The sequence below is a fragment of the Sphingobacterium sp. MAE genome, assembly GCF_056711605.1.
On record NZ_CM160044.1, the window covers coordinates 4,575,417 to 4,599,588 of the forward strand.

The 24,172-nt window shown below is 34.7% G+C and carries 18 protein-coding genes and 1 riboswitch; of the genes, 8 read left to right on the plus strand and 10 right to left on the minus strand.

The window, feature by feature from the left end; all coding sequences use genetic code 11:
* The first annotated feature begins 30 nt into the window (after positions 1–30).
* The 5 genes from AC06G9_RS19590 to AC06G9_RS19610 all read left to right on the plus strand — a co-directional run bounded on the left by AC06G9_RS19590 (position 31) and on the right by AC06G9_RS19610 (position 5,451).
* Positions 31–363 (plus strand): hypothetical protein, encoded by a 333-nt coding sequence (locus AC06G9_RS19590; RefSeq protein WP_248755525.1) that lies wholly within the window; start codon positions 31–33, stop codon positions 361–363.
* 99 nt (positions 364–462) lie between these two features.
* Positions 463–2,001, plus strand: a complete 1,539-nt coding sequence (locus AC06G9_RS19595; protein ID WP_434438719.1) for a SulP family inorganic anion transporter — start codon at positions 463–465, stop codon at positions 1,999–2,001.
* Positions 2,002–2,095: 94 nt separating this feature from the next.
* Positions 2,096–2,740, plus strand: a complete 645-nt coding sequence (locus tag AC06G9_RS19600) for a carbonic anhydrase (protein ID WP_045752419.1) — start codon at positions 2,096–2,098, stop codon at positions 2,738–2,740.
* A gap of 172 nt (positions 2,741–2,912) precedes the next feature.
* On the plus strand, positions 2,913–4,583 hold the full coding sequence (locus AC06G9_RS19605) for a glutamine--tRNA ligase/YqeY domain fusion protein (RefSeq protein WP_045752420.1): 1,671 nt from the start codon (positions 2,913–2,915) through the stop codon (positions 4,581–4,583).
* Positions 4,584–4,779: 196 nt separating this feature from the next.
* Entirely contained in the window at positions 4,780–5,451 is a 672-nt protein-coding gene (locus AC06G9_RS19610) for an OmpW/AlkL family protein (RefSeq protein ID WP_094773203.1), read from the plus strand.
* Between the two features lie 100 nt (positions 5,452–5,551).
* Here AC06G9_RS19610 and AC06G9_RS19615 read toward each other — a convergent pair whose 3' ends face one another.
* The 5 genes from AC06G9_RS19615 to AC06G9_RS19635 all read right to left on the minus strand — a co-directional run bounded on the left by AC06G9_RS19615 (position 5,552) and on the right by AC06G9_RS19635 (position 11,196).
* Positions 5,552–7,279: a hypothetical protein gene (locus AC06G9_RS19615; RefSeq protein WP_480956977.1), complete on the minus strand. Its 1,728-nt coding sequence runs from the start codon at positions 7,277–7,279 to the stop codon at positions 5,552–5,554.
* Positions 7,280–7,459: 180 nt separating this feature from the next.
* Positions 7,460–8,566 carry a glycosyltransferase family 117 protein gene (locus AC06G9_RS19620; RefSeq protein ID WP_480956978.1) on the minus strand — a complete coding sequence of 369 codons (1,107 nt, stop codon included), beginning with the start codon at positions 8,564–8,566 and terminating at the stop codon, positions 7,460–7,462.
* 154 nt (positions 8,567–8,720) lie between these two features.
* The gene (locus AC06G9_RS19625) at positions 8,721–9,677 is read right to left on the minus strand and encodes a methylenetetrahydrofolate reductase (RefSeq protein ID WP_045752422.1); all 957 of its coding nucleotides are present in this window, start codon (positions 9,675–9,677) and stop codon (positions 8,721–8,723) included.
* A 61-nt stretch (positions 9,678–9,738) separates the two neighbouring features.
* A riboswitch (SAM riboswitch) is annotated at positions 9,739–9,844 on the minus strand.
* Positions 9,845–10,009: 165 nt separating this feature from the next.
* Positions 10,010–10,537, minus strand: coding sequence for a ribosome maturation factor RimM (gene rimM / locus AC06G9_RS19630; RefSeq protein ID WP_094773201.1), 528 nt, complete (start codon positions 10,535–10,537; stop codon positions 10,010–10,012).
* Positions 10,538–10,674: 137 nt separating this feature from the next.
* Positions 10,675–11,196, minus strand: coding sequence for a 30S ribosomal protein S16 (locus AC06G9_RS19635; protein WP_094773200.1), 522 nt, complete (start codon positions 11,194–11,196; stop codon positions 10,675–10,677).
* A gap of 338 nt (positions 11,197–11,534) precedes the next feature.
* Here AC06G9_RS19635 and AC06G9_RS19640 point away from each other — a divergent pair, with 338 nt between their 5' ends.
* Together AC06G9_RS19640 and AC06G9_RS19645 are read left to right on the plus strand one after the other, a co-directional pair.
* The gene (locus AC06G9_RS19640) at positions 11,535–14,906 is read left to right on the plus strand and encodes a UvrD-helicase domain-containing protein (RefSeq protein ID WP_480956979.1); all 3,372 of its coding nucleotides are present in this window, start codon (positions 11,535–11,537) and stop codon (positions 14,904–14,906) included.
* A 3-nt stretch (positions 14,907–14,909) separates the two neighbouring features.
* Positions 14,910–17,786, plus strand: coding sequence for a PD-(D/E)XK nuclease family protein (locus AC06G9_RS19645; RefSeq protein ID WP_052627497.1), 2,877 nt, complete (start codon positions 14,910–14,912; stop codon positions 17,784–17,786).
* 61 nt (positions 17,787–17,847) lie between these two features.
* On the opposite strand, the gene AC06G9_RS19650 is transcribed toward AC06G9_RS19645, so the two are convergent.
* The 3 genes from AC06G9_RS19650 to AC06G9_RS19660 all read right to left on the minus strand — a co-directional run bounded on the left by AC06G9_RS19650 (position 17,848) and on the right by AC06G9_RS19660 (position 20,821).
* The gene (locus AC06G9_RS19650) at positions 17,848–18,714 is read right to left on the minus strand and encodes a cupin-like domain-containing protein (protein WP_480956980.1); all 867 of its coding nucleotides are present in this window, start codon (positions 18,712–18,714) and stop codon (positions 17,848–17,850) included.
* A gap of 364 nt (positions 18,715–19,078) precedes the next feature.
* Positions 19,079–19,849: a uroporphyrinogen-III synthase gene (locus AC06G9_RS19655; protein WP_045752911.1), complete on the minus strand. Its 771-nt coding sequence runs from the start codon at positions 19,847–19,849 to the stop codon at positions 19,079–19,081.
* A 12-nt stretch (positions 19,850–19,861) separates the two neighbouring features.
* Positions 19,862–20,821, minus strand: coding sequence for a DUF4271 domain-containing protein (locus AC06G9_RS19660; RefSeq protein WP_084405282.1), 960 nt, complete (start codon positions 20,819–20,821; stop codon positions 19,862–19,864).
* 105 nt (positions 20,822–20,926) lie between these two features.
* Between AC06G9_RS19660 and AC06G9_RS19665 the strand changes: the two genes are divergently transcribed.
* Positions 20,927–21,487 (plus strand): DNA-3-methyladenine glycosylase I, encoded by a 561-nt coding sequence (locus AC06G9_RS19665; RefSeq protein ID WP_260948120.1) that lies wholly within the window; start codon positions 20,927–20,929, stop codon positions 21,485–21,487.
* On the opposite strand, the gene hpt is transcribed toward AC06G9_RS19665, so the two are convergent.
* Both hpt and AC06G9_RS19675 read right to left on the minus strand, forming a co-directional pair.
* Positions 21,484–22,023, minus strand: a complete 540-nt coding sequence (gene hpt, locus AC06G9_RS19670; protein WP_045752908.1) for a hypoxanthine phosphoribosyltransferase — start codon at positions 22,021–22,023, stop codon at positions 21,484–21,486. The genes AC06G9_RS19665 and hpt overlap by 4 nt on opposite strands.
* Complete coding sequence (locus AC06G9_RS19675) at positions 22,024–24,057, minus strand: transglycosylase domain-containing protein (protein ID WP_480956981.1); 2,034 nt, start codon at positions 24,055–24,057, stop codon at positions 22,024–22,026.
* Between the last annotated feature and the right edge of the window lie 115 nt (positions 24,058–24,172).

Sequence of the window (24,172 nt, forward strand, 5' to 3'; positions counted from 1 at the left end):
AAAAAGGAACAGATACAGCTTTGAAAAAAAATGTTTAATAAAAAAATTAGAAATATCGCAGCTCTATTATGTGCTTTAATCTTTTTCGTAAAGATGAGCATATCGATAACGCCTATATTTTCTTCTTTATTAGATCAAAACACAATTCTTCAAATTGTGCTCCAATTAGAAATTGAAAACAACAATGGTGCACACAGTGATAGTAATGAATCTGGTTCAAAGTTTTTTAATGCTAAAACGGAAGAATCCTATTTCTTAGCCATCATTACTGATAATCATGGGAATCAAAAGCATTACTTGAAAAATGAAAAAAGTATTCGCGCATTCCACCCTTCTGTTCCTACGCCGCCTCCTAACTGTTAATTTTCCCTTTCTGTGCCTTCGTGCATGAAATAAACTTTAATCACGTCTGATTAGAGCAAAATATTGTAAAATATCAGGTAAAATTTTAGACAAAAACTAATGTTTGGAACTCGTATGTCTGCTTTTCTAAAACTATCGAAAAGAGACTTAAAATATGATGTGCCCGCTAGTGTTGTGGTGTTTTTAGTAGCACTCCCACTATGTTTGGGCATTGCAATGGCCTCTGGTGCGCCATTGTTTGCAGGATTGTTAACAGGAGTGATTGGCGGTGTCGTCGTCTCTTCTATCAGTAAATCACCTTTGAGCGTCAGTGGCCCTGCAGCTGGTCTTACGGTCATTGTTTTGGGCGCTATTCAGAGCCTAGGTGCCTATGAAACTTTTTTATTAGCTGTAGTTATTGCAGGTGTTATCCAATTGATTCTTGGAGTCGTTAAAGCCGGCATGATAGGAAATTATTTCCCTTCTTCTGTTATCGTCGGAATGCTTGCTGCAATTGGGATCACCATCATATTGAAGCAAATTCCGTTGGCACTTGGTATGATGGAAACTCATGCTTTTGAGCTTGATAATGGGCATGGAATCGGCGCATTTACAGACACATTGATGTCTTCAATTGGCCCCGGTGCTTTGATAATTTGTATACTTTCATTGATTGTCTTAATCTATTGGTCTAAAATTCCAAAGCTAAACAAGATCCCAGCTCCATTAATTGTAGTTGCTCTTGGAATAGGCTTATCGTTTGTTTTTAATGGTACACGTTTTCAATTAGCAGAGTCACAATTTGTACTTGTACCTATTGTCAATTCCTTTGCTGAATTCACAGGGCTATTTACACTTCCAGATTTCACGCAAATCATCAATAAAGAGGTCTGGATAGTCGCTTTCACCATTGCAATTATTGCCAGTTTAGAGACTCTATTAAGTATCGAGGCGGTTGATAAAATTGATCCATTCAAAAGAAATACACCCACTAATCGTGAACTTATCGCTCAGGGTGTCGGCAATATAACAAGTGGTTTATTGGGAGGTTTACCAATGACGTCAGTTATTGTACGCTCATCAGCCAATGTGAACGCTGGCGGAAGAACTAGACAATCGGCATTACTTCATGGTATTTGGTTACTATTAGCAATTCTAATCATCCCTAATGTTTTAAACTTTATTCCATTATCCTGTCTAGCGGCTATTTTATTGCAAACTGGATTTAAATTAGCCAAACCCGCTTTATTTACTTCCATGTATAAAAAAGGACTTGATCAATTCATTCCTTTCTTTGCAACAATTGTAGCCATTGTATTGACAGACTTACTCATGGGTGTGGGTATTGGACTTGTGGTAGCTACTTTTTATATTTTAAAAGCGAATATGCAAAATGCTTTTAAATTTGATATTGTAAAACAAGATGACTACGATAAAGCTGTCATCACGTTGGCAGAGGAGGTATCTTTTTTAAATAAAGCACCTATACAGCAAAAGCTTTATAGCTTACCTAAATCTGTTGGTTTGATTGTTATCAATGGTACAGCAAGTAAATTCATTGATAAGGATGTCATTGAGGTCATTAAAGATTTTCAACAAAATGCATTGACCAAAGGAAAGCGTATTGAACTGACAGATGTTGAATACAAGAAAAAATAATAAAATAAAAACAATTAATTAACGAGATTTGTATCCTATCAGGGATAAAACATGCAGCTCAATTACATATGAACTGTATTAATATATATATAAAATGGAAAAAGATTTAGAATTAGGATTTAAAAAAATTTTAGACGGAAATCGTGAATGGATGGACTTTGTTAAGAATGATACATCAGGTCGTTTTCAACAATTAGCAAAAGGTCAAAATCCAGAAATTTTATGGATTGGTTGTGCAGATAGTCGTGTGCCAGCAAATGAAATCACAGGTACTAAACCTGGAGAAGTATTTGTACACCGTAATATTGCAAACATGTGTGTGCATTCAGACATGAGTATGCTATCTGTACTGGATTATGCGGTCAATGTTTTAAAAGTAAAACAAATCATAATCGCTGGTCACTATGGATGTGGTGGTGTTGCTGCATCATTGAGTCGCAATCAATTTGGTATTATTGATAACTGGTTGTGCCATATCAAAGATGTATATCGTTTACATGCGGCTGAAATAGACGCTATAGAGGATCATGAGAAAAAAGTAGACAGATTAATTGAGCTAAATGTACAAGAGCAGGTATTCAATTTGTGTACAACTTCCATTATCCAAAATGCTTGGAAAGATAGAAATGATCTGGCTGTACATGGAATGGTCATTAATATCGGTACCGGAGCATTGACAGATCTTAATTGTACTTTTACTAGTAATGAAGATCTTGGAGATGTATTTTCTTATAGATAGGATATAAAAGGGTCGGGCAACCGACCCTTTTACTATTTAAAGAATTCATTTTCCTTCCTTATACTGTTAGTACTATTACACTCTTTATTACAGTATTTTTTCTCTTAAAACAACTTACTTTAAAATGTAAGAACTACTACGGATAATTCGAAGTAATACTTAACTTTGTATTATGATAAACGAGGAGAAATCATTAAATTTTATTGAAGAAATTATCGAAGAGGATCTTCGTAATGGGGCACATGATGGACGTGTATTAACACGTTTCCCTCCCGAGCCAAACGGCTATCTTCACATCGGTCATGCTAAATCTATTTGCTTAAACTTTGGTTTAGGTCAGAAATACAATGGCAAGACTAACTTACGTTTTGACGACACTAACCCTGTTACAGAGGATACAGAATACGTTGAAAGCATTAAAAACGACATTCAATGGCTTGGCTTTAGCTGGGCACAGGAATTATATACTTCGGATTATTTTGATACTTTATATCAATATGCTGTAGACTTAATCAAAAAAGATCTTGCGTATGTAGATGATAGTACTGCCGAAGAAATTGCGGCAGCAAAAGGTACACCAACTGAGCCTGGAGTTCCTACCCCGAATCGTAGTCGTAGTATTGAAGAGAACTTGGTTCTTTTTCAAGAAATGAAAGATGGTAAATACCAAGATGGTGAAAAAGTATTGCGTGCTAAAATAGATCTTGCAAATCCAAATATGCACTTACGTGATCCTTTATTATACCGCATCAAGCATGCACATCACCACCGCACTGGTAACAAATGGTGCATCTATCCTATGTATGATTTTGCTCACGGACAATCAGATTCCATTGAAAAAATCACACATTCCATTTGTACACTGGAATTTATTCCACACCGTGCGCTATATGATTGGTGTATTGAAAAACTAGAGATTTACCCTTCTAAACAATATGAATTTGCTCGCCTTAACATGACTTATACTGTGATGAGTAAGCGTAAGCTATTGCAATTGGTCAATGATAAATTTGTCGAAAGTTGGGACGATCCGCGTATGCCGACAATTTCTGGTCTGCGTAGAAGAGGTTATACACCGGCGAGTATTCGTGCATTCTGTGATAAAATCGGTGTCGCTAAACGCGAAAACATGATTGATGTAAGTTTGTTAGAATTCTGTATTCGTGAGGATTTGAATAAAACAGCATGGAGAAGAATGGCTGTCTTGGATCCTATTAAATTAGTGATTACTAATCTCCCGACCGACCATATAGAAGAGTTACATGGAGAAAATAACCCTGAGGTTGAAGGTGGCGAAGGTTCACGTATGATCCCTTTTTCAAATGAATTATGGATCGAACGTGATGACTTTATGGAAGATGCTCCAAAGAAATTTTTCCGTTTAGGGCCTGGTCTATCTGTACGTTTAAAAAATGCCTATATCGTAACCTGCCATGACTTCGTCAAAGACGCAAATGGTCAAGTAATTGAGGTTCATTGTACCTATGTCCCTAATTCAAAATCTGGAGAAGATACTTCCGGGATGAAGGTAAAAGGTACCATTCACTGGGTTTCTGTTCCACATGCTAAGGAAACTGAAATTAGATTATATGATCGTTTATTTAACGATGAAAACCCTGCTGCATCTGAAAATTTTAAAGAATCGATTAATCCCGATAGTTTAAAAATTAGCAAAGCATATATAGAACCTGATTTGTTAAATGCGATACCGGGAAAAGGATATCAATTCATCCGATTGGGATATTTCACTTTAGATACCTCTTCGTCACCAGATCATTTGGTCTTCAACCGTACAGTTGGGCTAAAAGATTCTTGGGCCAAAGAAGTGAAAAAAGGTCAATAATAACAATAAAAAGGGAGGCAATAGCTTCCCTTTTTTTACGTCATCCTCTTCAAAAAAAATAGAATCACTGATGATAAATATCGATAGTTTACTCGATCTAGAAAGTAATTACCTTCATAACTACTCTTGATTTTTGTCACATATTTAAAGCTGCGACCTCTTTATATTTGAATAATCACAATTAACACATTCAAATATGAAAAAGTTATTATTTGCAACTGCTGTATGTTTATTATTCGGATTAGGAATAAGTCAGGCACAAGAAACTAAAGACTTTGATAGATGGCAGATACGTCTTAGAGGTGTAGGAGTTGTCCCTATCGAAAATGCTGATGTATCCACGATCGGCGGAAATGTTTCTATTTCAAGTCAGTTTATTCCTGAACTGGATTTCACTTACTTTTTTAACAAAAACATCGCGGCAGAATTGATTCTAGGAACCACGAAACACAAAGTATCCACTACAAATTCGGATTTATCGGCTATTGGTGGTAGCACGAATAATAATATTGACTTGGGGAGTGTTTGGTTGTTGCCACCAACTTTAACTGTTCAATATCATTTCTATCCTAGTCCATCTATTAAACCATATGTCGGTGTTGGGGCTAACTATACTATATTTTACAATGAAGATGCTGGAAATATAGTTAAAAACGTAAAATATGATAATGCCTTTGGGTTAGCAACTCAGTTGGGTGTTGACATTAACATTTCGAAAAATTTCTTTGTAAATCTTGATGTGAAACACATCTTTCTGAAAACAGATGTCAATGTGGATGCAAGTAACCTTGCAACTGGATTAAATATTCCTGCAAAGGTGAGCATAAATCCCTTTCTTCTAGGTTTTGGTCTAGGGGTAAGATTTTAGAAAGAGTCGACAGACCTTGTAAAGAAATGTTTACCTTATATTTTAAAACGAAAAGAGACCAGTACTTTGATATAATTACTGGTCTCATTCATTGTATGAATCAATCTCTTAGATAGATCATTTTATATTTTCTGCTCAGATCAGCAACATAAGCATACCGACCTTTTTCTTTCGTATTTGCGAGTATCCGTTCATACCGATCAACAGAGTCAAGAGCAATTTTTATATTTTGAACTTCTAGTCCTGTTTCGGGTTTATCTGTAGCCAATTGTTGATAATAATCCATATGTTCTGTTAAAAATTTGAGATTACGATCAACAAGTTGATTAGCAAATTTACTTTCTCCAGTTTTATAAAGAGTATCAATAACATCTACATAACTTGTCACATCAGCCATACTGTATAGACGCTGTGGTAGTTCATTAAATGCTTTTACAGCAACTTGTCTTGCTTGTTCTGTTTTACCCTGTGCAAACAAAGTTCTTGCTGCTTTTCCAAAGATTTCTTCTGCATACATACCTGCAAATCTGAAGGAATCTGTATCAATACAAGTTGCTTGGTGTATATTGCCCCAAGCATATTTTTCAACAATATTTTTGTATAATTTATCTATATTTATTAGGGATTCCCCTTCTGAAAGTTTTGCATCAATAGGCATCAGACGTTTGGCAAATCCCTCATCGACCATGTATTTGTCCAATCCCATGAGGTTTTCACTAGGCACCATGCTTGAAAAATAAATTGGTCTTTGCCAATTGTTATTGGCAAGAACTGACATCAGCCCTAGGTCTGCCCGTGTTACATAATCATTTCCAAAAGTCCACTCCAATTGATTTGATATTTCATTTTCCCATTCCTGCGGCACTACTCGATTTTTGATTACCTCAGATTTATTGACAGCAAGTCTAAGTTGTTTTGTGGGCAAGAAGTTTTCATATTGTCCATCTCTCATTTGTAGTTTATGATCATTACTGTCGGATAGTAAGAAATCTAACAATAATTTAATATCTGTAGATCCTACTAAATTCAGGTCATGATAAGGCAAAGATTCTCGAATACCTTTTGCCACCTTTTCATTTGGAATGGTTATCGGTAATCCGGCAGCTTGATAAGTTGCATTTTTCACCTGCCGAAAGTACCAATCAGAAGTCAAATAACTAATGACCACTATCCTGACATCTCGACGTACACCCTCTACTTCTTGCAAATACCATAATGGAAAAGTATCATGATCACCATAAGTAAATAAAATTGCATTGGGAGCACAAGTTTCTAAATAATTTTTTGCAACATCCCTTGCTAAGGATTTTTCAGATCGATTATGATCATCCCAATTTTGATTAATAAGTATTAATGGCGCAGCAAATAGACACAGTGATGTTGCGAACAGGGCTGTATTTCTTTCGTTTGCATATTTTTTTAATAGTTCTGAAATAGCAAATACCCCTAAACCAATCCAAATGGCAAAGGCATAAAATGATCCTGCATAAGCATAATCCCGTTCACGTGGTTGTAATGGAGATTGATTTAAATATATAACAATAGCCAAACCTGTAAAAACAAATAATAGTCCCACGACAATCGCATCCTTCTTATTCCTCTTAAAATGCCAAAATGCACCAGCGAGTCCTATCAATAAAGGAAGAAAAAAGTAAGTATTTCTAGTTGGATTATGAATCATTTCATCAGACAATTTGGATTGGCCTCCAAGATGTAGATTGTCAATAGCTCTAATACCTGATAACCAATTTCCTTCTGTTAATGAACCATTTCCTTGTTGGTCATTTTGCCGACCAACAAAATTCCATAGAAAATATCGCGCATACATATGTCCAATCTGATAATTAAAAAAGAATTTTAAATTATCAGCAAAATTGGCTTTTCGGCCTTCTTCAATTCCTAAATAGCCTTTATAAAAATATTGATGATAGGGTTTCTGACTATAAATCCTTGGAAATATGGTTTCTCGATCAAATTGATAACTGGACGACCTTTTTATTGCGGCATATTAATGACTGTCTTTTCTATAATCAACACGTTCATTGACTCCAGTTGGATTTGCATCAAAATATGGACCTTTTATCAATGGTTCTGATTCGTACTGTTCTCGACTTAAATAACCTAAGAAAGAAAAAACATTTTTAGGGTCATTATTGTTTAGGGAAGGATTGGCATTCGCTCGAATCAGAACCATGGTAAAGGAACTGTATCCCAAAAGAATAAAGCAGGTTGCTAGTAATGCCGTATTTAACACAACTTTCCCCTTTCTTATGGAGTAATAGATACCATAAATTAATGTTGATAGAATCAACGCTACAAAAACCAATATCCCTGACCCAAATGCCAGCCCGAGGGTGTTGACAAAAAATAAATCAAATTTGGCGGCATACTTAATGAGATACTGAATCACGCCCCAAAGAATTAATGCCAGTACTCCGAGTCCAATTATCATTGCTTTACTGATTCCCCATAAAGTTGTCCGGTCTGTTTTCTTGAAATAGATGATAAGAGCTATAGCTGGAATCACCAATAAGTTCAATAAATGAACCCCAATTGATAGTCCGATGATATAAGCGATAACGATAAGCCATCGATCTGCTTGTGGTTTATTTGCGCGAGCTTCCCACTTTAATATCGCCCAAAATACTACTGCAGTACACAATGAGGACATCGCGTAGACCTCTGATTCTACTGCTGAATACCAAAATGTATCGGAGAAACTATAGGCTAAGGCACCGACAAGACCTGCTCCCATAATTTTAATAACTTGATTTTTATGAATTGGTTTATCATCAGAATGACTGATCTTTTTTCCTAACGCTGTAATGGTCCAAAATAAAAATAATACTGTCAAACCACTGCATACAGCAGATCCGATATTCATCCAAAAGGCAATCTGAGCCACATTGCCTAATGCAAAATTTGAAAAGATATTCTGTACCATCAGAAACAATGGTGCTCCTGGCTGATGAACAATCTGGAGTTTATAAGCTGAAGCAATAAACTCACCGGTGTCCCACCAGCTTGTTGTCCGCTCAGCCGTAATAATAAAAACTACTATTGCTATGATGGCACATAGCCAGCCTAACATATTGTTCACTTTCTGATAGCTCATGAATGATCCAGGTTTAATTGATGATATATAATCAATTAAATATAATGAAAGAAGATTTCAATTGAACTAGATTAACTTTTTTTAACAAAAAAATACAGCCTATAAAAAAAGCCCGCTACATTTACGTGGCAGGCTGATCGTTAAATAGGTTGATTTAGAATAACTTTTCTACAATACTTTTTGTCGGTCCGGGATTACTCATGGTGTAAAAATGTAAAACGGGAGCCCCGAAATCGATTAATTCTTTACACTGCTGTACTAGCCATTCTTCTCCCACTTGTCTTACATCAGCATTACTTTTACATGCGGAGACCGCTTCACTCAATTCTTCGGGAATATCCAAATGGAAAATCTTAGGTAGGGTAATCAATTGCTTTTTAGTTGTCAACGGTTTCAATCCGGGTATTATAGGAACATGAATACCATTTTCTCTACATTTTGTAACAAACTCCTTGTATTTTTCTACATTAAAAAACATTTGGGTCACGATAAATTCTGCTCCCATTTCTACTTTCTTTTTTAACCATTTGAAATCTGTATTGAAGTTTGGCGCTTCAAAATGTTTCTCTGGATAACCCGCTACACCAATACAAAAGTTTGTTTTTTCAGATATAGCAATATCTTCATGGAGATATTGTCCCTGATTCATATCAACCACCTGTTGCAATAAATCCGTTGCAAATGCATGTCCACCATCTGTTGGAATAAAATCAGAATCACCTTTTCGTGCATCTCCCCTTAGTACCAGCACATTATCAATACCTAAGAAATTTAGATCAATTAATGCATTCTCCGTTTCTTCTTTCGTAAATCCTCCACATATAAGATGAGGAACAGCATCCACTTTATACTTATTCATAATAGCGGCACAGATAGCAACTGTTCCTGGACGTTTACGATAAGCCACACGCTCTAATAAACCGCTTTCGTGTTTCTTATACATATAGTCTTCTCTATGATAAGTCACATCGATAAAGGGAGGCTTGAATTCCATTAGTGCATCCATTGTTTTAAAAATACTCTGGATACCTTGCCCCTTGGCTGGAGGCAACAATTCAAAAGAAAACAAAGTTTTTCCTTTGGCATTACTGATATGATCAACGATTTTCATTAATTTTTTTTAAATATGATTTTGGTTGGCTTACATCGAAATGCACAAGTAAACTTGTTTCAACTTATCTTTCCCATCTCTGAGTTGGGGTAGAATGTAGCACCTTATAAAATAACAGGTTGCTAAGGCTTCATTGGGTCTAGTCCCTCTGCCTTTCTCTATAAGCATCGGCTAATATCGGTAATAGAAATTTATAATCAAAATAATATTAGAAACTTGCTCAAAAAATTATACGCTTATAGCGCTATAAAAACAAGATCAGATAAAATAAATAAGCCACTACACAAAGATGTGTAGTGGCTTATATTTCTTCATGTTCGATAGTGAAGATGTTAAATTTCTTTATACAACTCAACTAAGCCTTCGGGCAAATCAACCTCCAATACTTGATCTTCTGAATCAATACCGAGCATTAAATCATCATTTAATGGGAACATAAGCTCCTTGCCATTGAAATCAACGGTGGCTATAAATTGTTGTGGCATTTCTTGCACATGTGTAATTTCTCCAAGTTCTCCATGTACCTCATCAATCACTAGATACCCAATTAAATCCGTATATCTGAAATCATCAGGATCACGTTCAGGCATTTTATCATTAGGCAGATATACCTTCTTACGGACTAAGGGCTGTGCTTTATCGATATGATCTACATCTTCCAAATTCAAATAAGCGGTACTATTGGTTTGGTATTTAATATTAGCAACAAAATAAGGAACTAATTTTTTATTGACTTCAACAAATAAGACATCAAAATCTAGATCTTGATAATCTTCAAATTCGAAAAAAAGCTGCAGCTCTCCTTTTAATCCTCGTGTTTTACTAATATAACCGATGTAAAAACTTTCTTCTATGGTCATGTTCTAATTTGAAAGGGCAAATTTAAAAATATAAATACAAAATTGCAGTACTACTTTGGAAATAGGAGTTATTTTCTTTTTAAAAAAAAAGCCGGATCATGTCGAACCGGCTTTCTTGATACTGTATGAAAGAAAAATTATCCTTCAGTTTCTTCTGCAGCAGGAGCTTCAGTTTCTTCTGCAGGAGTTTCCTCTGCAACTGGAGCATTTTTAGCAGCAATAGCAGCAGCTTTTTCTTCTTTTTTCTTAGCTTCAGCAGCTAATGCAATTTTCTTAGTTTCAGCTTTTGTATTAGCTAAACCGTCTTTCTTACCAGCGATTCTTGCATCATTAGCTTCAGTCCAAGCAACAAATTTAGCATCAGCAGCAGCCTCATCAAATGCACCTTTTTTAACACCGCCTAATAAGTGTTTTTTGTATAAAACACCTTTATCCGAAAGGATAGTACGAGCTGTGTCAGTAGGTTGAGCACCTTTATTCATCCAATCCAAAGCTTTTTCAAAATCCAAAACGATAGTCGCTGGATTTGTGTTCGGGTTGTAAGAACCAATACGGTCGATGAATTTACCATCACGTGGAGCACGTGCATCTGCTACTACTAAGTGGTAAAAAGGACGTCCTTTTTTACCATGTCTTTGCAATCTGATTTTAGTTGCCATGTTTTCTTGTTATTTATGTATTCAACATATCCCCCGTACTTCATGTAAGAGGGGACGCAAAGATACAAAGGATTTGTGAAAGTAAAAAGCTAAATATAAGAGTCAACTTCCAAGTAATAAGAAAGATGCTACCTTAGCATCCATTCTGAACCGTAGAATGATTTAAAAATCATCCGTTTTAAAGAATATAATCTGGCTTCATAACAGAAAAATAATGGAATTTAATTCGAGAAATTTATTTGTAATTTTACGTCTATTGTTAAATAATAGACATACATACAGTTTTGTCTATTCAAATTAATAAGCGTATTTTCATCCTTCCAAATCAAATTGAATTCATGTCATTAATAGCTCCATTAAAAATATTAAAAGCCTCTGCAGGTTCTGGTAAAACGTTCAGCTTAACTGTACATTACCTAACGCTATTACTTTCAAAAGAAAACAGTTATCGAGAAATATTAGCTGTCACTTTTACAAATAAAGCAACGGCTGAGATGAAAGAAAGAATTTTATCCGTATTGAAGGGTTTGGCTTTGGGTGATCAAAGTAGAAAAATACAGGATTATAGAAGTTTATTGTTGACACAATTTTCACAATGGAATACAAGCTTCATTCAAGAAAAGGCGTACCGGGTCTATCGCAAGATTTTACATGATTATAGTCACTTTACCATTAGTACTATTGATGGATTTTCTCAAAAAGTTATTCGAAGTTTTACATATGAGCTCAATTTGGATGCAGCATATAAAATAGAAATGAATACCAGTAGGGTGCGACAAGAGCTTACTGTCATGTTAAACCAACTTTTGGATAAGCGTCCGGATCTACTGGAATGGATCATTGAATTTGCCGAAAAAAAGATATCAAATAATGAAAATTGGAACTACCGTAGAGAATTAACTAACTTGGCAAATGAAATCTTTTCAGAAAACTTCAAAGAATTTGACAAACATCTTTTATCACAAAATTCGGATAAAGTATTTAATACCTTAAATAAGGAAATAGAAAATTTTACTCAAGTATTCTTAGAAGCCCTAAACGAAGAGATCAAAAGTTTTACAACCACATTTAAATCCTTAAACATTGATCCTGCGGAGTTAAAGGGAAAAAGCAGAAATCCTATTTATTCGTTATCCAATGCAACGATCAATGTGTTCAAACAAAGTACGTCTAAACTCCAGGAGATTATTACTAAATATGTTGATTTAATGGATAAGGAGGATGCTTTTTTAAACGGTAAGAAAGAAATCAATTACGCTTTGAAGCAAGCCTTATTCCCACTTCTAAAAAACTTTAAAATATTACAAGATAAATTCAGTACTTATATCACTTACGAAGCATTCCAAAAAAATTTTTACTATCTCCGTCTTATGAAAGAGATGAGTGACTTATTGGCACAATGGCGTAAGGAAAACAATGCTCAATTAATTTCAGATGCTCAAATTCAATTGAATAAACTGGGATTAGATCAACATGGAGATCCTACTTTTATTTGGGAAAAAATCGGAAACCGTTACCAATATTTTCTTTTTGATGAGTTTCAAGATACTTCACGTATCCAGTGGAAAAATTACAGCCCATTATTAATCAACGCACTTGGAAATGCTTCTGGAAATATTTCAGAGCATTTAATTGTTGGAGATGTCAAACAAAGTATCTACCGTTGGAGAAATGGTGATTGGCGCATCTTACTGCAACAAGCAGAAAAACAAGTCGCCCAAGCCTTTCATATTTCAAATGAAGAAGACCTAAAAGAATTGATAGAAAATGGCTCCTTGGATGTCAACTATAGAAGTCTGCCCAATATTATCCATTTTAACAACTATTTATTTGAGACTATCCCAAGTCATATTCAAAAACTATTAAACGAGCATATTGCAGCTGATCTTAGCGATGAAGGACAATCTTGGTGGAATGAAATGGGTTATAACCATATGATTATAAAAGCTTACGAAGGCGCTTCACAACAAGTACCAAAGTCCAAACTCCAAGATAAGTTACAACAAGGTTCTATTACTGTCAAATATCTGGAAGTAGAAAACAATGTAAGAAGAAGCTCACAGGTGGAGGAACTTGCTGTGAGCTCCTTATGTCAACAAATTGAAGAGTGGATTACATCGGGCAGATATCGCGCAAATCAGATTGGAATTCTTGTACGATCAAATAAGCAGGCAAGATTGATCATCCATGAACTGATGAATTATAGAAATGAAAAACAGCTACAATTTGAAGTTATATCTGGAGATGCACTTGCATTAGAGGCAAATGAGGGGATACAATTACTGATTGAAACACTTAAGGCTTTTGTATTCAATAGTGATAAACATGTATTATATAAAGCAAAACTCACACATCTTTATCATATTATTCAAAAAGGGAAAAGTTTTAGTGCAGATGTCTGGTTAAAATTTAAAGAAAATGATGTTCATAGTTTGCAAGGAGAGCTACCAAAAGAACTGCTGGAAAACTGGGAGCACTGGCAGAAACTTCCTTTGGTCCATCTGGTTGAAAAGTTGATAGAAGCTTACGGATTGACTTCTTTACATAATGCCCATCTGCCTTATATATTGGCCTTTAAAGATATGATTGCTAATTTTTCGGCAAATGGAGAGCGCGGGATTAATCAATTTTTGATCTTTTGGGAAGAAGATGGTATAAAATCGGTATTACCCTCTTCTGGTAAAGTAGATGCTATTGAAGTGACTACAGTACACAAATCAAAGGGATTAGCTTATGATGTGGTTATGATTCCATTTTGCAATTGGACTTTAGATGGCATGGTCAATGGCAACTTCTGGATAGATACCGAAGGAACAGCTCTTGAAGCCATAGGGAAAGCACCGATTAAGTATACTTCTTCTCTAGGACAATCTACCCTATATCAGAAGTACTATGAAGAGATGGTTTTTAATTATATGGATGCACTCAATACTTTCTATGTTGCAACCACTCGAGCAATAGAACATCTTTATATATCCGCACCTGCTTTTAAACAGCTCATCGACAAAAAAACAGGAGAAATTATAGGCGTGGACGTAAAGAATGATTTAATCAGTGATATCGTCTATCAAGTATTGGATAATCATAGAGGAGACTTTACTTTAGTAAATAATGAAATAAACATCGATCATATCATAGCTCGACAAAAAAGTGATCAGGTTGAAATAGGAAAAATCGCTCTGGAACACTATCCCGTTTCAAAAGAATTGGATAAGGCTTTTGATAAATCCTCACAACGTACCATTAACAGCATCTTATTACTTGACAAAGCCTCACAATACGGTGTCATGGCGCATGAAATCATGTCCATTGTAACTACACAAGAGGAAATTGAAACCATCATTAATCTATATATTTCAGAAGGCATATTTACACCGGCTGAGAAATCTGCAATTCTTCATGAGGTCAATCAAATATGGCAACACCAACAAATCAATATGTGGCTGACTGGTGATTTTAAAATTTGGAATGAATCGGCCATCATCACTGCTAAAGGTGAAACCTTACGCCCCGACAAAGTATTTACTAGCGAAAAAGAGACGATTGTACTCGACTTTAAATTTACCCAAAGTGAAGCGATGTCCCATCAAAAGCAGGTGAAGCAATATGTCAGAACACTGGAGGAATTAGGCTATAAGAATGTAAAAGGATTCTTATTTTATGCCAAGTCAAATGATTTAGTAGAGGTTTTATTACATGCAAAAAATTAGAAAATGAATCCATTTTTAAAAGACGTCGCTATCGATTTAAAGAATCGTTTCGGAGCGGATCTACACGAAACTGCTATTATATTTAACAACAAAAGGCCGATCACTTATCTTAAACAACATCTAGCTGAAGTGTATGGACAAGCAATTTGGTCACCACAATTTTTCACAATACAAGAATTTTTCCGTTTGTCAACCCATTTGGCAGAAGCAACTCCTATTGCACAGTTTTTCATTCTTTATCATTTGCATAACGACCTATTATCCAAGGAAGGTCATGAAGCCGAGACTTTAGAAGAATTTTATCCGATCGCAGAAACTATATTAGGTGACTTCTCACAAATTGACTATGATTTAGTTGATATTGATGAAATCTTTATGGAATTGTTTGACAATACACAGATTGATTTGCAATTTCAACATTTTACTTCAGAACAACAGGACTTTATACGTCAATTTTGGCAATCTTTCTCCATCGCAGGACACTCTGCAGTACAAGAAAGGTTTTTAAAACTATGGCGACGCCTTCCGGTCTTATATCGCGCTTTTAAAGAACAATTAAAAGCGAAGAGAATGACAAATATGCCAACAATCTATCGGGATATTGTGGATGGGAAAGCAAAAAATCAAGAATTCCATAAAAATTATAAAACGATCATATTTGTTGGATTCAATGCTCTGAGCAAAACAGAAGCTACTCTATTTAAAAAATGGCAAGATGAGGGATTAGCGCTCTTCTACTTTGATGCAGATGCCTATTATCTAGATGATCAACAACAGGAAGCGGGTCTATTCATCCGTCGGAATATTTATCAAACCGGTTTGATAAATGCCTTAGGCGATAGCTCCAATGTAATTGGTACTCGTCAATCCGAAGTTCATCTATACTCAGCAACGGGTAATGTATCCCAGACAAAACTACTACATGATATCTTAGAAAATAATGAAAAGGATGGTAAATCTTCGGCCATTCTTCTTGCTGACGAATCATTATTGGTTTCTTTATTACAAAGTCTGCCTGATGTAAAACCAAACATTACAACAGGTTTTCCCTTAACGCAATCGCCCATCTATGGCATTATTGAATTGTGGATGGAAGTCCAACACTTGATCACCCATCAGAAAAAAACAAAGATACCTTATACACTTATTGAAACATTCGTTAATCATCCATTGACTAACATTTCAAAAGAGGAAAAACAATCCATTCAAAAATTAATTTCTGATAAACAGCTCTTTGAAGTGGAAGTTAAAGAACTTGTATTCAAAAGTTCAAGTTTGGTACATTTTTTCCACCCGATTATCCGAATCGAAGAAACTATTGCTATACTCATTCATATCGTTGACAATTTACTTGCTAATCTTGCTCAAGAAGACCGTATAAAACAAATTGACAGCAACTTGTTGATCGAGGTAAGAAAGACATTAAACCAGCTCAATCTTGGCTTAGAATCGCTTCAACCGCTGAGCTTACCTTTTCAATTGGGACTGATCAGTAAAGCAATTGCCAATATCAATTCGGCTATTGAAGGAAACCCGCTCGAAGGGTTACAGATCATGGGTCTATTAGAGAGCCGCTGTCTTAATTTTGACCATGTATATGTCTTAGGTGCCAATGAGGGCATATTACCCAAAACCTCAAGCTCCCCAACATTTATTCCTAATTCATTAAGACAAGCTTACGGATTGCCAATTCTAGAAAATCAGGATGCTCTGTCTGCTTACTTATTTTATCGTCACTTTCAATACAGTGAAGGCATTCATCTTCTTTATAACGGCATTGTTAGTGAAAGCTCCTCTGGTGAAGAAAGTCGTTTTATCAAGCAGTTGGAGTTTGAAAGTAATTTCAAATTTTTAAAACATAATCAACAGCAGAATATTACGTTTTTACCAGATCTAGAAGAGTTGACAGTGGAAAAGAGAGGTGCAATATGGGATAAATTATACGTTGATTTTATCGAAAAGAAAAAGAAGATTTCTGCAACAGCACTCACAACTTACTTACAATCTCCATTACAGTTCTTTTTGAAATACGTAGCAGAAATCAAAGAACCTCCCAGTATTACACAAGAATTTGAAATGAATAATTTGGGTACTGTTATACACAATGTGATGGAAAAAGTCTACCTGCCATTTAAAGGTGCTGAGCAGTTTGTACCCATACAGGAATTAGAGAAATCATTAATCACAATTGATGATTTGATAGTTTCTGAAATTATCGAATTGTATCAACTGGAAGGAACAGGTTTAAACTCATTAAACAGCCTTCAGCGTATTATGCATAAAATTGCTTCCGAATATGTGAGGCTACTTATTCAACATGATGTCGATCATTTTATCGGTATCAAAATTATAGAATTAGAGAACGATAAAGATTATGTGATGAATTTTCCAATTGAAGTACAGGGAAAAGAAGAACAGGTCTGCATATATGGCATAATTGACCGTGTAGATGAGGTTCTTTTAAAAGATAAAACGGTCAAAGTTCGAATCGTTGATTATAAAACAGGAGCTGATGAAGTAAATTTTAAAGGATTGGATAAAGTATTCATCAAGAATACAGAAAACAAGGCACTTGTTCAAACCTTATTTTACACCTATGTCTATGAACAGGTTACTGGTCGAGTCGGTATTGAACCAAATCTATATGTTGCGCGAAAGATGAGAGAAGAAGGAACTTTATTTTATGCGAAATCCGAAATCTTAGAGTCCATATATTTAGATGAAGTAAAAAAAGAATTTATAGCATTTTTGAAAACCATTTTAGAGGAAATATTCAATCCAGAAATTCCTTTCAAACATGACCCGAATGCAAAAATATACGACTCTGATCCCTACATCCTATTTTACAAAAATGCGATCAACGAAGAAAATGAAGAATAACATATGAAAAGCTCCATCTGTTAAAACAGACGGAGCTTTTCTATATCTACTAAAATTGATATTATTTTATTTTTCTAATGGCTCGCTGTGCTCTTTTTTTAGCCATCTCAATCTTATAATCTAGCCATTTCTTTTTAAATATTTTACGCATCGCATCATCAAAGTAACGAGTTATAAATAAATTACGTGCACCTTTCAATTTTTCAGAGAACGTATTTGCCAGCGCTCGAACAGAAATGGAGTATCCTTCTGTATCATATTGAATATAATGCCACCATCCAGCTGGCATATAAAGTGTATCACCTGGATTAATTACAGCTTCATAACCTTCAATATATTTCAATCCTGGATATTCTTCTTCAGTACTTTTTTTAGGATTGGCAATACTATGAAAGTTATAGGGCAATTTATATAATAAGTCAGATTGATCATTTGGGAATAACCAAATTCGCTTAGAGCCTTGAAATTGTGATATAAATACATGGGACATGTCAATATCAAAGTGATTACGAGTTGATGACCCCTCACCTCCAAAAAACAAGTAGGGAAGCCATTGTATCACTTTACCACCGGTAACGTCATTGTAGGTAACATCCTTTTTAAGTTCTGGCCTTATTTTAAGAAGATTAAAAAGGAATAAACGCAACTCAGTCGGCTCTGCACTTATTTTATCAAGGTATTCTGCTAAAGTCATTTTTCCAACGGGAGGACTCGCTGCATGATTTTGAGAATCTTCTTCACGTCCATATACATCTACTTGCTCTTGACCCGCAATTTTCTTGAAATAATCGTAACTCCATTTATTCCAACATGCACTCTCCTTACTTATAAAGTCTCTAATAATTACAGGCTGACCTTTTTTTAAGTAATCTTTCACAAATTCTTTTGGAGTTATTCCTGAGATACTATCAACTGGTTTTAATTTCACAAGCTATCTGTTTTTACAACTACTACAAACTTAAAAAAAATATTTCTACTTAAACTTATGCCGCGATTAAAAACAATCACTATCGCTAAAGTACTAATTTAGCACATAAGTTAGTAGAAATATTCTAAATAACTAAATGACACATGTCATTATATCGTATTTTATATTTTATTTATGGTGATCCAAAATAATATTTATGCTACAGCAACGACTGTTCAGTCCCTTTTAAGCCTATTTATTAACCTATCTTACCGTATCTAAAAATCCTTCTTTCCTACAGCGTTTTACATCCATCTAGATGAAACAGACCAGAGAATTATTCTGACGATCAATCGCGTAAGGAATAATTCAGATGTAGAGATTTTTACTTATTTACCATCTTTACATACTCCTCGACAGCCATTGTCATACTTGGGGCTTTGGGTGTCGGTGCAGGAATATCTAAAACTAATCCATGTTCTAATAATGCTTGTTGCGTACTTGCTCCAAATGCAGCAATTCTCGTCTTGTTTTGCTTAAAATCGGGAAAATTCTCATAAAGAGATTGTACACTAGAAGGGCTAAAGAAAACGATGATATCATAGAATACATCTTTCAAATCAGATAAGTCACTCACTACTGTTTTAAATAAAACTGCAGGTGTAAACTTATAACCATTAATCTTTAACCAATTACTTGTTTCTTCATTAGCAACATCCGAACAAGGGAATAAAAAGTTTTCATCTTTATGTTTCTTCAGTACATCTTCCAGATCTTTAGCCGTTTGTTTACCAAAGAAAATTTTACGCTTGCGATATTGAATATACTTTTGAAGATACAATGCTATCGTCTCAGAAATACAGAAATATTTCAATTCTGAGGATACTTCAAATCGCATTTCTTCGCAGACTCTAAAGAAATGATCTACAGCATTTCTGCTTGTAAAAATAACAGCCGTAAAATCAGCAAGATTTACTTTATCTTTTCGAACATCACGAGCTGGAACACCCTCTACGTGGATGAAACCTCTAAAATCAAGTTTTAAATTATACTTCAGTGCTAATGCAGCATATGGTGACTTATCATTTTCAGGCTTTGGCAAGGTTACCAATATACTTTTTACCTTTTTTGCTCTTTCTACGTCGGAAGTTTGCATATTATCATTTAATTAGCTTAGTAGTCGTACCAATATTAAAATAGGTGCTATTTCTAGGCAGCAAAGATACAAAATTAAATAAAAAACTGAAAACTGCTGTTGAGATACCACATTCAGAGCTGTCCGTAAAAAGCGATATGAAAACAATAAAATACCTACAATTACAGTGAAACTAAAGATATAAGACAGATAACTGAGTGGGACAAGACTTACGACAAGTACAATCGGCAGTAAAAATAACAATGAATTAAAGTAAATTAAATATAAGATTGTAACATATTCTTTCACCAAACGCTGTATTTCAAAAACAAATGCGATAAATCGAATAAACCCTATTTTCAAAGCAAATATAATTGCAATTATCGCTGAAACTTTTAAATAATTGGTAAATGACAGGAAATCAAACCGCTGTAAGATATAAGCATAAAATATACAGACAAAAAGACTAAGGGCTAAAGAGAAAAGAAGATATAAAAAAATAAAAGGCCAAGATGTGAGAATGGTATCTTCCTTACTGACCTGTACAATTATACGTTCGTTAAAATAGGCGGAAACTATTAATTTGACATCTGAAGAAAAGAAAAAACGAACAATAGCAAATGCCAAGAAGAGAAATAAACTGGTAAATAGCACCCATCTTTTACGCTCATATTTTAAAACTCCAACATGCACTTTATCCTTACCCTGAAGGTCACTTGTTATAAAATACTGTGTTACAGCATAAGAATTCAAATTATGAAGCACAATCTCATCTCCAACAATGTCCAATATGCGATAAGGTTTAGCAACAGAAAGATGAAGCAATTCTTGCCCTTTTGGAACCATAACTTGAGCTAATGTATCTTGTACTGCCGTTGAATCAGTCGAAAGCACAGCCATTGAATCGGTCAGCTCCTGTCCTTTTGCCTGTTGAACAAACAACATAAAAAAGAAAAAAATAAACTGAATAACGTAGCTTAACCTCACCTGCATTGATTTGAAATTCTTAAGAGTTGTAAAGTTAGGATAAAATTTGGCTTAGAAAAAAAACATTACAAATGCTTTTCTTAACTTCATCAAAAAATTAAACGATAGCCAATGTCAACAACGAGATGTTTATGGTGCGGGAATGATCCGCTTTATATGGAATACCATGATTTAGAATGGGGTAAACAAGTCAAAGATGATAAAACTCTTTTTGAATTCTTGATTCTAGAATCTGCTCAGGCTGGACTTAGCTGGATTACTATTTTAAAAAGAAGAGAGCAATACAAAGAAGCATTTGCCGACTTTGATGTACAAGCAGTTTCAAAATTCACATCAGAAAAAGTGGAAGATATCTTGACAAATTCTGGAGTCATTCGCCATAGAAGAAAAATTGAAACTTCTATAACGAATGCTCAGATTTTTATCAAGATACAGGAGGAATTTGGTAGCTTTTACCAATATCTTTATAGTTTTATGCCTAATCAGGAGCCTATAGAGCATAGTATTGCCACACAAAAAGATGTAGCGATTACATCTGCAGAATCTGATTTAATTTCTAAAGATCTAAAAAAAAGAGGTATCAAATTTTTCGGATCAACCATTTGTTACGCCTATATGCAAGCTGTAGGAATGGTCAATGATCACCTTAATTCTTGTTCATTTAGGAATTAAGCAGGAACGTTTTTATAAATATCTGGAATATTACGTCCGAGGCCGTTATAATCCATACCGTAACCGACGACAAATTCCTTCTCAATTTCAAAACCTACATACTGAATGTTTTCAAAATCGTATTGTAAACATTCAGGTTTTAATAATAAAGTGCACACAACAACGCTAGCGGGCAACATTTTCTCAATAGCTGCGATTGTATATTTTAAAGAGTTCCCCGAGTCAACAATATCTTCGACAATAATAACATCTCTTCCTTTAAGATCTATACCTAATCCGATGAGTTCATGCATATCACCCTGATTGGTTCCATGGTAAGACGACAGCTTTACAAAAGACATTTCACATGGAATTACAACCTGCTTTAGTAAATCGCTCATAAACATGAAACAACCATTTAATACTCCAATAAATACCGGATTTTTATTCTCATAACGATGATTAATATCAACGCCGATCAAACGTATCCGTTTCTGAATTTGATTGTCATCAATCATCAATTCAAAATGTAACTGATCTATCTTTATCTGCTTCATTTATTTTTCTTCTTTATTTCGCCCTATCAATTTATCAAAAATAGAGCGTTTGTGCGCATCAGTTGTCTCGTCCAAGTCTAAAAAACTGTCTTCCCCTACTCCTATATCTAACGAGTCAGCTTGCAATGAGTCTACAAAAGCAGGTCTTGCAGAACGCAGATGTGGCACTAACTGTACTTGATAAAAACCATAATTTGACATTGTGGAATCTACGCTAATCTGCTTCGTCTTGACCATGATATGACCATAGGTATTAAAATAGCGAAGAATATTTGACTTCAGATGTCCTGTCCAATCAAAGGAATATATCCCGGTCTTAGGTCTAGGAACAATACTTGATAAAAAGATACTTTCTCCTAAATTTAAATCTGCGGGTTTCTTACCAAAGTAATAGCGCGCAGCCTCCGTAATACCATAAACATTATTACCCCACTCAATTACATTCAGATACACTTCATAAAGTCTCTTTTTGCTCACTTGTTTGGATGTTTCCATCAACCAGACTAATATAATTTCTTCTACTTTACGTACAACGGTTTTATTACGATTTAAAAAAACATTCTTCACCAGTTGCATCGAGATTGTGCTTGCTCCTCGCTTAAATTTTTTTTCTTTCAAATTTGTTGCTATAGATAGACGAAATGCTTCTTCTTGAAAACCATTGTGCGAAAAAAAGAAAGGATCCTCCGTATTGATTAATGATATTTGCATATACTTTGAAATCTGTCCCAACGGTGTAAAATCTTTGTTTTGAGGCCCCAATATAATTGTACGCATGGGTTCTCCCTTTTCATAAGCAGTATAAGTAAAAGCTGTATTTAATTCTTGGATATTAGCATTACCCCATTTTTCTACTTTTAGATCTTTGTCATCCATTTTTGAAGTAAAGACAACTTCATTTGGTTTTTTGAAATCCAACGCAAAATTTAGATCGTATTGCATGTGTCCAGAAACGTGTATTCCTTCTAATGAATGAAACAAACCCTGTGGAATCGCATCAAAAAATTTCTGAGCTTCAATACGATCAGTATGTATAGCAAGTGCCAATTGTTTACTGGGTTTATGGACATATTTTACATATGGATTGAACTCAAATTCTTTTACTTTAACTTTACTTTCCTTATCTACCTCCAGATAATTCTTCCCAATATTTAATGTACCACTCATCAACCCCTCAGGGAATAAAACATCTTTATCAGAAATTCTCCAATGATTAAGTTTTAAATTTTCAAAACCCCACTCACCTGATAAGGATAAAAGTTCTTTATTTTTACGATTGACCTTATTCAGACGAAAGGAAATGGCATCAAAACTTGCTTTTAACCCAAACTTACGCCTTAGTAAAGGTAGTTCGACATCTTTAGCATCTGAGAATAAACGGACATACAATTCTTTACCATCGGGATCTACAGTACCCTCTAAATTCCACACGGCTTCATGCTCATTTAGTAAAAATTTTGTTTTCAGATCTCCACCAGAAATTTCAGCTTCAGGAATTGAAATCCGTTGCGAAGTGCTATCATCCTGATATGAAAGTTCAAAATTTTGCATATCCATATTCTTTGGAATCTTAAAGAATATACTTTTCAACATACGATCTGCCAAATCTGCAAAATTAGTTTCGATTTTATCATTTGTCGTGCTATCCCTATTTTTTTTCTTAAACAGAAAATCATAATTACTCGTAGAGTCCTTTTTGATTAATGTAACAGCACTATTATTCATTATTATTTGACCTAACTTAACATCTCCAAATAATAAAGGAAATATACGAACAGAGACCGTCAGATCTTGTATATGGGCTAATTGTTCTTTTCCCTTAGGCTGTAAGATGATATTTTGGAATTGTACAGAAGATAGCCCCTTGAAAGAATAATATTGAATTTTGAGATCTAAATCATATTTAGTTGCAAGCTTTTCCTTTGCCTTGTTAATAGCAGACAGCAACAGGCCATCCCTTTTTTGGTATGCAAAAACACCTCCTGCAACTATAAATATAGAAATAACTCCCAGTACGATGTACAAGATTCGCATTTTTTTGGAGCGAAGAAGAGTCTTAAGATTATTGGACATATTATAAAAACGTATGACACTCGGGTTTGAATATCCAAATGTAAAAATTAAATCTTAATATCATTAAAAACATCTT